This is a genomic window from Amycolatopsis sp. NPDC101161 (genome assembly GCF_044768185.1).
Lineage (GTDB): Bacteria > Actinomycetota > Actinomycetes > Mycobacteriales > Pseudonocardiaceae > Amycolatopsis.
The window spans coordinates 4,897-17,216 of record NZ_JBIWPI010000010.1; the positions used below are offsets into that span (position 1 = coordinate 4,897).

A 12,320-nucleotide genomic window follows, 5' to 3' on the forward strand; every position below is an offset into this window, starting at 1 on the left:
GCGAGCTGAGCTATGCAAGTCTCTAGGTGTCAGCAAGCCCGCCACGACGCTCTGGAGGACGAGATGTCTCGGAAGCAGCAGGGGTTCCCGGTCCTAAAGACCGGCTCGGGTGTCGGCCGGAAGCTGTTCGGCCTGGTCGTGCTGGTCGTGGTGCTGGCGTACGTCGTGTCCTCGCCGCTGGAGGCGGCCGGGCACGTCCGCCACGTCGCGCACAGCGTCACCACGTTCTTCAACTCGCTCTGACACCCCCACTGACCAGCACGTTTTCTTCGAGAGGACTTCGCAATGGACACCAACGTCTACCGCCGCCTGACCGACGCCGCGGTGTCGGCCGCCGACGAGTTCGCCGGCGAGGCGGTCTACCCGGACGGGCTGACCGAAGCGGCGATCGACGCGCTGTTGCAGGACGTCTACGGCGAGCTGGCCGCGGACGAGTCCGCCGCGCAGGCCGCGTACCGGTACGACTTCAACGACCAGCGCCGAGTGAGCCGGGCACGTCGCCGCGCCGGCCGCGAGGCCCTGCGGGCGCTGCCGACCCGTGTGAAGCTGACCCGCCCGTTCGAGGGCGAGGCCGCCTGATGACCAGCCGGACGGTCCGTGGGCTGGCGCTGTTCGCCGCGTTGCAGGCCACCTTCGCCGACGTCCACCCTCTGTGTGACGAGTGGATTCAGCGCCACAACGACGCGGTGGGCAAGGGCCAGCCGGGCCGGGAGGGAGCGAAGCACTGCGCGCGCCACGTGGCCAGCTACACCGCCGGGCAGGTCGCCGCCGCGGTCGCGGTGACGCGGGTGCTCGGGTTCCGGGTGCCGCTGCGGGCGCTGGCCGCCGGTGCCGCGGTCAACGCGGTCACGCACTACGTGATCGACCGCCGGGAGCCGCTGAAGGCGCTGGCGCGGCTGGCCGGCAAGCAGGGATACATCGAGCACGCGACGGTGCAGCGCCGTGACGGCGTGGTCGACGAGTCCGGGCCGGGCACCGCGCTCACCGAGCTGGACCAGGCCGCGCACCGCGCGATCGGCGTGCTGGCCTCGCTCACCACCACGTGGCTTGCCCTGCGGGCCGGTGGTTCCCGATGACCACTCGCCTGTTTTTCAGCCCCGACGCGGCGGCCCCTTCCTGGCAGAACGTGCCGACCGCGCCGGGTTCCACCGAGCAGTCGCGAAACCGTACGGAGGAACACCAGATGGTAGACACCACCGCGCCGGTGCGCGAGGTCGCGACCGTGGCCTACACCCCGGCGGCGCTGAACCGCCTGATCTCCCGCGAGATCGCCGGCCGCCTGCGCGAAGTCGCCGCGATGCACCAGGAGATCAGCGCCGCGATGGTCGCCGGAGACGGCGTAACGCCCGACGAGCGGCGCCGCGGTATCTGGCACCGCGCCGAAGCCGACCGCCTCGAACAGCTGGCCGCTGCGGAGCTGGCCGGCGTCACGGACGGGGCGGGCCGGTGAACCCGCGCAACCGCCGGCAGGCGGTGACCACGGTGTTCGACGGCCGTACGCACCACGTGGCGCTGTGCCGCGGTGAGCGGGACGGGCTGCCGGTGTTCGGCTGGGGTGAGGCCCCCTCGACGCTGCTCACCCGCACCCAGCTGCGCGAGGTCGGGTTGCGCCCCAACGGACAGGACCCGGTCGCACTGCTGGTGTTCCGCCACGTCAAGCCCTACGCCCGGGAGACCGTCGCGGAGCTGTTCTCCGTCGAGCGGGCCGCGGCCAAGCGCCCGCCGGTGCCGGGGCAGCTGGACCACGCGATGGAGGCCCGCCGCACCTGCGTGGATTGCAGCGAGGTCCAGGAGTACTGCGTGCCGACCAGCACCCGCCAGTGCTGGACCTGCTTCGAGGGTGAGCAGGCCGACCGGGCGGGGGTGGCCGCGTGACCACCAACGACTCGGGCGCCTGGCACGCGGAGCGCCAGCGCCAGCAGGAAGCCATTGACCGCGCCCGCCGCGAAGCCGAACGCCAGGGAGGCAACCGATGAACGGACCACAGCACTTCCGCGAGGCCGAGCGGATCGCCCAGATTCTGCTGGCCGGCAAGGACAAGGGCCGCCGGCTGACCGTCGACGACATCGCACGCTACGCCGCGGCCGGCGAGCTGCACGCCCGGCTTGCCCAGGTCGCCGCGACGATCCGCCCGGAGCGGGCCACCGACACCTCGAACACGGGCATGGCGTGGCTGCGCACGCTGCAGGGCGAGGCCGCCCGCAAGGAGGGAACCCGATGACCTACGAAGACGGCTTCAACCCGGACGGCTTCTACTGCGACGACTGCACCGACTTCCACGAGAACGTCGACGACTGCCCGATGACCGTCTACCCCTGCCCGGAGTGCAAGGAGCTGTCGGTACGGGTCGAGAGCGGACCGGCGCCGGACGACCCGCCGGAGGCGTTCTGCGAGGACTGCGGATGGGAGTCGCCGGCATGAACACGTTCGAGGTGTTGCAGCGCCACGGAACGCTCGCGCTGATGCGGTTCGTCGGCACGGTGTGCCTGTTCCTGGTCCTGCACCTGCTGCGCATCCCCCTGGTGATCGCCGAACAGGTCTTGGCCGGCGTGCTGGTCCGGCTCGACAAGGCCGCCGCGGCGCAGGCGTCCCGGCCGCCGCGGCGGCCGGTCAACCAGTTCTTCCCCGCAGGTTTCCCGACCGGGCAGGAGGTGCCCCGATGAACGTGCAGAACGAGCAGCGGACCCGGCTGCAGGCGGCGATCGACTGGGCGGTCTGGCACTTCGGTGAGCTGGCCGGCGTGCTCGGCCCGCTGGCCCTGGCGCTGGTGTTCACCCCCTGGTTCGCCCTGATGTCCGCCATCGTCGCCGCCGGGTGGGCGGTGCACGAGGTCCGCGACCACCGCGAGCAGACCCGGCTCCGCGCCGGCACCGACCGCAAGCAGCTGCCAGCAACCCCGGCCACCACCAACGAGACGACCAGCCACGAAACCCGGGAGGTCACCCGATGAGCACGTGGACCGAAGAGCGCCGCGCGAACCGCGCGGCCGACGCGGAGCAGCGCCGCCAGGACGCCGCTGCCGCGCTGGAGCGCACGCTGCGGGCGCAGAGCGCCGCGGCCGAGCAGCGCCGCACCGACGCGACCGTCGCCGCGAAGCTGGCCGACAAGCAGCGCGAGGCCCGCCGGGCACGCCGCGCCGCCACCCTGGCCCGCGTCGCCGGGTGGTTGTCGGCGAACCGGGTCCGGCTGCCGATCTACCTGCTCGCCATGGTGTCCGCCGGGATGGCCGTGCCCGCGATGGCCGGCTACGGCGTGGGCGTCTACGGGGACGCGACCGGTGCGGCGCTGCCGGCGCTCTCGGAACTGGGCATGTGGGCGTTCGCGCTCGCGGTGGAGGTCACCCGGCACCGCCACCCGGAGCGGCCGGTGTGGGCGCTGCAGCTCGGGACGTGGGTGTTCGCCGGCGTCGGGTTCGGCCTGAACGTCGTGCACGGCCTGGGCCGCGGCTGGGACGCCGCGGTGGTCATGGGCATCGTGTCCGTCGCCGGCGTCATCGCGCACCAGCTGGCCGTCGCGTCGCCGCCGCGGTCGCCGGCGGAGCGGGCCGCCGCCCGGATCGAGCGCAAGACGCTGCGCAAGGTCGCGAAGGTCCGGGCCGCCGCGGTCCGGCACGCGGTCGCCGAAATCGACGCTGAGGGCCGGGCGCGGCTGGTGTTCACCCCGGGCCGCTACACCCTCGACGGCCGCCGCCTCGCGGCCGTGGTCGACCCGGACCGGCACGTCGCCGACGTGCTCGACGACGAAATCGCCGCGTTCTTCGCCCAGCAGGACCAGGCCCCGCGTGTCGACGACGGCCCGATCGTCGATGCCCCGATCCTCACCCTCGACCGCCCGAACGACCAGCGGAAATCGACCCCGAAGCGGCGCCCGCCGCGCGCGCCGAAGACCCGCACGATCGAGGACCTGCGCGCGGAGTTCACCGCCGCGCTGGACAACCCCGATGTAGCGATCAACCCGACGTCGGCCGAGTCGATCCGCAAGACGCTGCACTGCGCGCCGAAGTTCGCCCGCCAGCTGCGCGACGAGCACGCCAACCCCAACCGCACGTGAGCCGGAGGACACGACCATGAGCACCACCGAGACGAACCCGGCCGCCGGCGAGCTGGCCACCGTCCACCACCTGCCCGTCCCGGAGTCCGGCGAGGCGATCGAGCCGGACGAGATCTTGACGGCAGAGGAGTACGCGGCGCGCACGTCGCAGAAGGCCCGCGCCATCGCCCGCTACGAGGGCTACCGCCGGGACGTCGTGCTGGCCGCCACCGTGGCCAAGAAAGCCGCGACGCACGAGAAGACCAAAGCCGCCCTGAACCACGGCCTCACGGTCATTCAGGGCCTGGACTCGTGGCGCGGACGGGCGTGGGACGCGAGCACGATGGGCGTCTACCGCCGGCAGATCAAGGCCGCCGAAGCGATGGGCGACCAGACGCTGGTCGCCGACTGGCTGGAGCGCAAGGCCCGCGTGCAGGACGCCCGGCACCGCCGGCTGATGGACCTGCCCAAACTGCTGATCGGGCTGGTCAAAGCCGGCGTCATCGGACTGGCCGCGCTGGTCGTGATCGTCCTGCTGATCGGACTGTTGGTGCAGCTGTCCGGCGCCGGCGAGTTCACCCGCGTCGTGGGCGGGGTGATGGACGCGCTGCGGTTCATCTTCACCGCCATCGCGTGGGCCTGGACCCCGCTCGCGCTGGTCGCGCCGTACGTGATCAGCGTCGGGGTGGCGCTCGCGGCGTGGCGCGAGGGGCGCCAGCGCGGCAAGGTCCCCGGCTGGCTCGCCACGTCCACACAGGACTCCGATGTGGCGATCGACGAGACGACCATCGCGCAGGCCCTTGGCGCGCTGCGGATTCCGCAGATCACCAACTACCTCAAAGAGGGGCTGCCGATGCAGTACCTCACCCCGGCCCGCCGGGACGGCCGCGGCACCCACGCCGTGGTGCGTCTCCCGGCCGGGGTGACCGCGGAAAAGGTCGCCCGCCGGCGCGCTGACCTGGCCACCGGCCTGCACCGGCTGTCCAAAGAGGTCTGGCCGACCACCGGCAGCGAAGCCGGGATCTTGGACCTGTGGGTCGCCGACAAGGGCGCGCTCGCCGAAGGCGCCGGGGACTACCCGCTGCTCGACGAGGGCACGGTGGACGTGTTCCGCGGTGTCCCGTTCGGACGGACGCTGCGCGGTGAGCCGATGATGGCGCCGCTGTTGGAGCGCAACACCATCTGCGGCGGGATGCCGGGTCAGGGCAAGTCGTCCGCGGCCCGGGTCATCATGGCCGGCGCCGCGCTCGATCCCACCGCTGAACTGCGGATTTGGGTTCCGGACGCCAACTTCGACTTCGAGGTGTTCGCGCCGCGCTGCTCCCGCTACGTCATGGGCGCGGAAGACGACAAGATCGCGCAGATTCTCGCCGACCTCCGCGAGCTGCACGCGGAGGTGCAGCGCCGCGGTGACCTGCTGGTCAAGCACGAGATTCCGGCGGTGACGCGGGAGTACGCGTCCAAGAACGTCGGGCTGCACCCGATCTTCTGCCTGCTGGAAGAGGCGCACGTCGCGATCCAGCACAAGAAGTACGGCGACGACATCGCGCAACTGCTGGTCGACATCGTCCGCCTGGGACGCAAGCGCGCCATCCACCTGATCGTCTCCACGCAGGCCCCGACCAAGGACTCCATGCCCAGGGACGTGACACGCAACTGCTCCAACGGCATCGCGTTCGCCGTCGGCGACCACGTCGCCAACGACGCGCTGTTGGGGCAGGGCGCGTACTCCGCCGGGCACCGCGCCACCGAGCTGATTCCGGGCACGGACAAGGGAACCGCGGTGGTCAAGGGGTTCTCGGGCGAGCGCTCGGAGATCGTGCAGGTCTACTTCCTGGACGTGTCCAAGGACCACGATCAGGTCACGCCGATCATCGAACGCGGACTCGCCGCGATCGCCAAGCGCGGCCGCGTCCCCTGGTCCACCAGGGCAAACGGCGAGTTGGAGGCGCCGCCGGCGCCGCGGAACCTGCTGGAGGACCTCGACGAGGTGCTTGGGGATGAGTCGGTGCCGGCCGCGAAGGTGGCTCCGCTGCTCATCGCGCTGGCCACCGAGTACAGCGGGCTGACCGGCAAGCAGCTGTGCGCCGACCTGGCCGCGGTCGGGGTGAAGGTGCCCAGCTCGCAGAACCGGTGGTTGGTCGACCCGGTCACGATCCGTGAGGCCCTGGCCGGGCAGGCGACCGCCGATCTCGACGAGGACAACCAGCCTGGTTAGCTCGCCCGCCGGCCCGCGCACGCTGCGGAATCCGGCCGGGAACCCGGCCGCCGGCGGTGGGCTAACTGACCTAACTCAGCTCACTTCCCGCAGGCCAGCGGACTGACTAGTGCGCTAACCCGCCGGGTTAGGAACCTAACCCGAAATCCGTGACCTAACCCGCTGATCTCACCGCCACGCGACACCGCACCCGGTGCCCGCGCCAGCCGACCCTACCCAAAAACAGGCACACACTGTAACCGACCGAAAGGCACCGTGATGGCGACCCAGTACGCGCACATCGGCAAGAAGTCCTGGTGGTCTGGCAAGGTCAAGACCCTCTGCGGCCTCACGATCGAGCCCGGCGACGCGAAAGCGCCGTGGTTCCCGATGTTCATCAAGACCTGCCCCGGGTGCGCTGCCGTCGAGCGGCAGAACGGGGGCAAGTAGCCATGCCCGCCACCGCAACCGCGCTCGACGTGTTCACCGACGAGGACGGCAGCTACCACGTGGTCGGGCCGTGCACCCGCGACGAGGCCCTGGCGCTGATGCGCGAGCACGCCTCCGCGAACGGCGACCCCGCCGGACCGCCCGCGCAGGCGCCGGCCGATCTCGTCACCGGTTGGGTGTCCCACGCCGTGCTCGACGCCCCCCAGGGCGACCCGGCCTACCCGCTCGTTCCGGCCGGCACGCCGGACGCCCTGCCCATCACCACATCGCTGAGCTGAGGGGGAGAACTACGATGAACACGACCACTTTGGACGCTGCGCTGAACGCCGCGGCCCGCGGCTGGCACGTCTTCCCGCTCCGCCCCGGCAGCAAGCGCCCCGCCGGTCACCCCGAGGACCGCTGCCCCGGCACCGGCCGGTGCGCCGGCGGACACCGCACCTGGGAGCAGCGCGCCACCACCGACCCGGACAAGATCCGCGCCGCGTGGACGCACGCCCCGTACGGCATCGGAATCGCGACCGGCCCGTCTGGGCTGTGCGTGCTCGATCTCGACACGCTCAAGCCTGGTGAGACCGTGCCGGAGCGGTGGGCCGCGGCCGGCGCTCGCTCGGGGGAGGACGTGCTCGCTGTCGTCGCCGACGAAGCGGGGCAGGAGCTGCCCGGCGACACGCTCACCGTCCGGACGCCCTCGGGTGGGCTGCACCTGTACTACCGGGTGCAGGGGGACGTGACACTGCGGAACACCCGCGGCGAGGACGGCTACGGCCTGGGCTGGAAGGTCGACACCCGCGCCGGCGGCGGCTACGTCGTCGCCCCTGGCACCACCAGCCGGGACGGTCGGTACGCGTTCCTGTGGGACGGGCCGGTGGCGGAGCTCCCTGGGTGGCTGGTCGAGCGGCTCACCCCCGCGCCGCTGCCCGCGGCGCCGGTGCTGCCGATCCGGCCCGCCGGCGGCCGGCGCTCCCGCTACCTCGACGCCGCGATCAAGGCGGAAGCCGGGAAGGTCGCCGACGCCAAGCAGAACCGTAACGGCACCCTCTTCGCCGCCGCGGTCGCCCTTGGGCAGCTCGTGGCCGGCGGGGCGCTGTCCGACGAGGAGGTGCGCGCGGCGCTGATGACCGCCGCTGGCCGCCACATCGGCACCCGGCACTTCACCGCACGCGAGGCGGAAACGACGATCGCGTCCGGCCTGCGCGCCGGCGCGAATCGCCCGCGTCGGGTGGCGTGATGTCGGCCGTCTTGGACGCGTCACGGCGCTACGACCACGTCGTGATGACCAGCGGGGGGATCACCTCATGGGCCACCGCCCGTGAGGTGGTCAAGGAGCACGGCGCCGAACACACCGTGCTGCTCTTCGCTGACACACGAGTCGAGTCCCCGGACCTCTACGACTTCCTGGAGCAGTCCGCTGCCCAGCTCGGGGTCGAGCTCGTGCGCGTCCAAGACGGCCGGACGCCGTGGCAGGTGTTCCGCGACAAGCGCATGATCGGCAACTCGCGGATAGCCCCCTGCAGTAAGTACCTCAAGCAGGTGCCGTGCCGGAAGTGGTTGCAAGCCAACACGGACCCGGCCACCACCACCGTCTACGTCGGGATCGACTGGACCGAAACCCACCGCCTCCCGGCTATCACTCGCGCCTACCAGCCCTGGACCGCGAAGGCCCCGCTATGCGAACCGCCCTACCGAGACAAGTCAGACCTGATCGCCGAAGCGAAAGCAGCCGGACTGCCCACGGCGCGGCTCTACGAACTGGGTTTCCCGCACAACAACTGCGGTGGCGCCTGCGTCCGGGGTGGCCAAGCCCAGTGGAAGCGGCTGCTCGAAGTAGATCCCGACCGGTTCGCCGCGGAAGAACGCGAGGAAGCAGCACTGCGAGCCGACCTGGGTAAGGACGTCGCGATCCTCCGCACCCGCACCGGAGGCGTGACCACTCCGCTGCCGCTCACCGTCCTGCGGCAACGCATCACGCAAGGCCAAACCGACCCGGACGACTGGGGCGGCTGTGGCTGCTTCACCGAGCACGAGGAGACACCCATGACCTCGCCCCGGCCGCTGGCCGCCGTGCCGACACCGCCCGCCCGCCGCACCCGCTGGACGGACGCGGAGCTGATGCGAGAGGAGTTCCCGCCGCCGAAGTGGGCCGTCCCCGGTCTGCTGGCGGAAGGGCTGAACCTGCTGGCCGGTGCGCCGAAGCTGGGCAAGTCGTGGTTCTCCCTCGGCACTGGCGCCGCGATCGCGAACGGCGATCCGGTGTTGGGGTCGATCGAGGTGGAGCGCGGCCCGGTCCTGTACTGCGCGTTGGAGGACACCGGCCGGCGGTTGCAGCGTCGCCGGCGGCAGATGCTCGCCGCCGGCGGCCGGGCCGCGCCGCTACTCACCCTCGAAACCGCCTGCCCCACCATGACCAACGGCGGGGACGCGGTGCTGGTGGAGTGGCTGGAGGAGAACCCGCACGCGCGGCTGGTCATCATCGACACCTTCGAGAAGATGCGCGGCACCGACGCGTCCGGGTCCTCGGCCTACAGCGCCGACTACGCCGCGGCCGGGCGGTTCAAGCAGCTGGCCGACCACTACAGCGTCCCGTTCCTGCTCATTCACCACGTCCGCAAGCAGAGCGCCGAAGACTGGCAAAACCTGGTGTCCGGCACCGCGGGCATCACCGGCGCGGTCGACGCCACGCTCGTGCTCGAGCGCGGCCGGGGGCAGGCGGACGGCGTGCTGCACGTGACCGGCCGCGACGTCGAAGAGGCCGACTACGCCATGTCGTTCGACGCCCACGCCGGCGCATGGACCAAGCTCGACGGCCCCGCCGCGGACCACCTGGTCGCCGACACCCGCGCGGACATCCTGCGGTTGCTGCGCGAGCACGGGCCGCTCAAGCCCGCGCGGATCGCCGAAGCGCTCGGGGCCAACCCGGGCAGCATCCGCCAGACCTGCAAGCGCATGGGCGACGCCGGCCAGTTGGCCCGCACGACGGACGGCACCTACAGCGCGCCCGGCGGGGCAAGTGACAGCGGGACCACCCCCACCCTGTCACACCTGTCACCGCTGTCACCCCAAGCCGCTGACCAGCACGAACAGGTGTGACAGCGGGAGTGACACCCCGAGGACGTGTCACACCTCCGCTGTCACCGCCGCACGCCACGCCCCACCCGGTGGGGACGTGACAAAGCCCAGCTCACCGCACCGAGAGGAGAGCCGGATGTGCCGCTCAGCCGCCGAAGGTGGCCGCCGGTGCAGCGGACGCAGCTGCGGCGCCGCCGGCGCCCGCGCCCGCCAGGCCCGCTGCCGCGCCCGCAACAACCTCGAAGCCGCCCGCATCACCGGCGACCCGGACCGGATCGCCGCCGCCGAAGCGAAGTACACCGCCGTCACCGGCACCCCGCCGCCCCCGGCAAACGTCGCCGGCCAGCTGCTCACCACGCCCGAGCCGACCGCACCGGAGAAGCCCATGCCCACACCCGAAGAACCGAAGCCCAGCGGCCCGGAACCGACCAGCACGCCGACCGGGTCGACCGAGAACCGCATCCGCGACGCCGTCGCCAAGCTGGCCCGGTACGAGGGCGGATGGGTCGGTCTTGTGGACCTGCGCAGGATGCTCGGGGACGTCGACCACGACGAAGTGAGCCGCGCCCTGCGCGATATGGCGCGCGCGAACCCCAACGTGCACCTCCAGATGGAGGACAACCGCAAGGCCCTGACCGACGCCGACCACGCCGCGGCGGTGGACTACAGCGGAGAACCCCAGCACCTGATCGCCATCGAGAAGCCGCGCGACGCCGGCGCCAAGGACCGCGTGCAGGCCGCCGGCGTCGGCAACGCCAGCGCCGACGACCTCGCGGAAGCCCTGCGGGACCCGCTCACCCCGACGCAGACGTACGACGCGATCCGGGCGGAGCAGAAGCGCCGCGGACTCGCGTAGCCCGTCTGACCTGCACGTTGTCACGTCCCCGGCAGGTGTGACACCAGCGACCACCCCATGGGTGTCACACCTGTCACCCCGTCACCCAACCCACCCTGACCAGCACAAACAGGTGTGACACCCACTGTGACACCTCGACCTCGGAGGACAGAGCCATGACGCGTCCCGCTGCCAGCAACCGCCTGCACGAAAGGTCTTCCACGCCATGGATTCCGCGCGCACTGGTGAGCGCTATCTCAACGTCGAACAGGTCGCCGAATTGCTCGGGACCACCGTGCGGTTCCCGCGCCGCTTGATCGAAGAACGGCGAATCGAGTTCGTCAAGCTCGGGCGCCACGTGCGCATCGCGGAAAGCGTGCTGGCCGAGTTCATCGCTTCAAACACGGTTTCACCTCGGACGACGGCTTTTAAGGGGGCTGCCTGATGGCTAGCAAACGACGTGACTGGGGCCGAATCCGGCAGCTCAAGTCCGGCCGGTGGCAGGCTCGATACCCCGGACCGGATGGCGCTCTGCGGCCGGCACCCGAGACGTTCGAGACGCGCAAACAGGCATCGGAGTGGTTGTCCGAGAAGCGGACCGAGATCATCCGCGATGACTGGGTCAACCCGGACGCCGGCAAGGTGCCGTTCATGGCCTACGCGACGACGTGGGTCGCGGAACGGAAGCTCAGCGACACCACCCGCGAACGGTACGAAGGCATTGTGCGCAACCACTTCGCGCCCGCGTTCGGACAGTCCACAGTCGCGGGGATCAAGGAAGCGACGGTCCGTCGATGGCGAAGTGACTTGCTCGCACGGAAGGTCGGCGAACCGACCGTCGCGAAGGCGTACCGCTTGCTCCGCGCGATTTACAACACGGCCGTTGACGAAGACCGGATCGTGAAGCGGAACCCGTGCCGAATCAAGGGCGCCGGCGAGGACAACTCCGCAGAACGACCGGTGCTCACGATTCGCCAGGTATACGCCGTCGCCGACGCGATGCAGCCGCGGTATCGAATGCTCGTGCTACTGGCGACGTTCGCGTCACCGCGGTTCGGCGAGTTGGCCGCGCTCCGCCGGCGAGACGTCGACCTGGAACGGCGGGAGATTCGCGTCCTGCGGTCGCAAGCGGAGTTGCGAGGCGGACCGAAGGTCAAGGGGCCGAAGAGCGAAGCCGGAAAGCGCCGGGTCGCCATTCCGAAAGTGATCGTCGGCGAGCTGCGCGAGCACATCGCGCGGTATGCCGAACCCGGGGCGGATGGCCTGGTGTTCATCGGCCCGCAAGGGGGCCGGTTGCGCCGACACAACTTCCGCCGACTGTGGGTGAAGGCGAAGAAGACCGCGCGGATTCCGGACGACGTGCACTTTCACGACCTGCGCCACACCGGAAACGAGCTGTCCGCCGAAGGTGGCGCGACAACGCGAGAGCTGATGGCGCGTATGGGCCACTCGACCACGCGGGCCGCGTTGATCTACCAGCGTGCGCGACGCGAGCGTGACCACACGATCGCTGACGCGATGAGCGGGAACATCGAGCAGGCCCGGCGACGTCCGCAGGGGAAGCGGGCTCGAAAACGTGCCCGCAGACGGGGTGAGGGGCACGCGGGGGGCACGGCGGGCCACACGGCCGCCTGATACGACAGAGGCCAGGTCAGCGGAAACACCGCCTGACCTGGCCTTTGTCACGTCCCTCGGGGTGTGGAGCTGAGGGGAATCGAACCCCTGACCCCCGCCTTGCAAAGG

General features: G+C 71.2%; 18 protein-coding genes. All 18 read left to right on the forward strand.

Going from position 1 to position 12,320, the window contains the following annotated elements:
• Window positions 1-63: 63 nt before the first annotated feature.
• The 18 genes from ACIRSS_RS50140 (at window position 64) to ACIRSS_RS50225 (ending at window position 12,212) form a co-directional block, all read left to right on the forward strand.
• Window positions 64-243, forward strand: a complete 180-nt coding sequence (locus ACIRSS_RS50140) for a hypothetical protein (RefSeq protein ID WP_400909542.1) — start codon at window positions 64-66, stop codon at window positions 241-243.
• Between the two features lie 42 nt (window positions 244-285).
• Window positions 286-579 (forward strand): hypothetical protein, encoded by a 294-nt coding sequence (locus tag ACIRSS_RS50145; RefSeq protein ID WP_400909544.1) that lies wholly within the window; start codon window positions 286-288, stop codon window positions 577-579.
• Entirely contained in the window at window positions 579-1,076 is a 498-nt protein-coding gene (locus ACIRSS_RS50150) for a hypothetical protein (RefSeq protein ID WP_400909546.1), read from the forward strand. The genes ACIRSS_RS50145 and ACIRSS_RS50150 overlap by 1 nt, the downstream gene beginning before the upstream one ends.
• On the forward strand, window positions 1,073-1,450 hold the full coding sequence (locus ACIRSS_RS50155) for a hypothetical protein (protein ID WP_400909548.1): 378 nt from the start codon (window positions 1,073-1,075) through the stop codon (window positions 1,448-1,450). Before ACIRSS_RS50150 ends, ACIRSS_RS50155 begins: the two co-directional genes overlap by 4 nt.
• Window positions 1,447-1,875: an RRQRL motif-containing zinc-binding protein gene (locus ACIRSS_RS50160; RefSeq protein ID WP_400909550.1), complete on the forward strand. Its 429-nt coding sequence runs from the start codon at window positions 1,447-1,449 to the stop codon at window positions 1,873-1,875. Before ACIRSS_RS50155 ends, ACIRSS_RS50160 begins: the two co-directional genes overlap by 4 nt.
• A 97-nt stretch (window positions 1,876-1,972) precedes the next feature.
• The gene (locus ACIRSS_RS50165) at window positions 1,973-2,221 is read left to right on the forward strand and encodes a hypothetical protein (protein ID WP_400909552.1); all 249 of its coding nucleotides are present in this window, start codon (window positions 1,973-1,975) and stop codon (window positions 2,219-2,221) included.
• The gene (locus tag ACIRSS_RS50170; protein WP_400909554.1) at window positions 2,218-2,421 is read left to right on the forward strand and encodes a hypothetical protein; all 204 of its coding nucleotides are present in this window, start codon (window positions 2,218-2,220) and stop codon (window positions 2,419-2,421) included. The genes ACIRSS_RS50165 and ACIRSS_RS50170 overlap by 4 nt, the downstream gene beginning before the upstream one ends.
• Window positions 2,418-2,663: a hypothetical protein gene (locus ACIRSS_RS50175; protein ID WP_400909556.1), complete on the forward strand. Its 246-nt coding sequence runs from the start codon at window positions 2,418-2,420 to the stop codon at window positions 2,661-2,663. The genes ACIRSS_RS50170 and ACIRSS_RS50175 overlap by 4 nt, the downstream gene beginning before the upstream one ends.
• Window positions 2,660-2,950, forward strand: coding sequence for a hypothetical protein (locus ACIRSS_RS50180; RefSeq protein ID WP_400909558.1), 291 nt, complete (start codon window positions 2,660-2,662; stop codon window positions 2,948-2,950). Before ACIRSS_RS50175 ends, ACIRSS_RS50180 begins: the two co-directional genes overlap by 4 nt.
• Entirely contained in the window at window positions 2,947-4,050 is a 1,104-nt protein-coding gene (locus ACIRSS_RS50185) for a hypothetical protein (protein WP_400909559.1), read from the forward strand. The genes ACIRSS_RS50180 and ACIRSS_RS50185 overlap by 4 nt, the downstream gene beginning before the upstream one ends.
• Window positions 4,051-4,066: 16 nt before the next feature.
• Window positions 4,067-6,247 (forward strand): cell division protein FtsK, encoded by a 2,181-nt coding sequence (locus ACIRSS_RS50190; RefSeq protein ID WP_400909561.1) that lies wholly within the window; start codon window positions 4,067-4,069, stop codon window positions 6,245-6,247.
• A 258-nt stretch (window positions 6,248-6,505) separates the two neighbouring features.
• Window positions 6,506-6,676, forward strand: a complete 171-nt coding sequence (locus tag ACIRSS_RS50195; RefSeq protein WP_400909563.1) for a hypothetical protein — start codon at window positions 6,506-6,508, stop codon at window positions 6,674-6,676.
• Between the two features lie 2 nt (window positions 6,677-6,678).
• Window positions 6,679-6,954, forward strand: coding sequence for a hypothetical protein (locus ACIRSS_RS50200; RefSeq protein WP_400909565.1), 276 nt, complete (start codon window positions 6,679-6,681; stop codon window positions 6,952-6,954).
• 14 nt (window positions 6,955-6,968) lie between these two features.
• Window positions 6,969-7,904 (forward strand): bifunctional DNA primase/polymerase, encoded by a 936-nt coding sequence (locus tag ACIRSS_RS50205; RefSeq protein WP_400909567.1) that lies wholly within the window; start codon window positions 6,969-6,971, stop codon window positions 7,902-7,904.
• Window positions 7,904-9,763, forward strand: a complete 1,860-nt coding sequence (locus ACIRSS_RS50210; protein WP_400909569.1) for an AAA family ATPase — start codon at window positions 7,904-7,906, stop codon at window positions 9,761-9,763. The genes ACIRSS_RS50205 and ACIRSS_RS50210 overlap by 1 nt, the downstream gene beginning before the upstream one ends.
• A gap of 115 nt (window positions 9,764-9,878) precedes the next feature.
• Complete coding sequence (locus tag ACIRSS_RS50215; protein WP_400909571.1) at window positions 9,879-10,598, forward strand: hypothetical protein; 720 nt, start codon at window positions 9,879-9,881, stop codon at window positions 10,596-10,598.
• 205 nt (window positions 10,599-10,803) lie between these two features.
• Window positions 10,804-11,022, forward strand: coding sequence for a helix-turn-helix domain-containing protein (locus ACIRSS_RS50220; protein WP_400909573.1), 219 nt, complete (start codon window positions 10,804-10,806; stop codon window positions 11,020-11,022).
• Window positions 11,022-12,212 (forward strand): tyrosine-type recombinase/integrase, encoded by a 1,191-nt coding sequence (locus ACIRSS_RS50225; protein ID WP_400909574.1) that lies wholly within the window; start codon window positions 11,022-11,024, stop codon window positions 12,210-12,212. The genes ACIRSS_RS50220 and ACIRSS_RS50225 overlap by 1 nt, the downstream gene beginning before the upstream one ends.
• The last annotated feature ends 108 nt before the right edge of the window (window positions 12,213-12,320 follow it).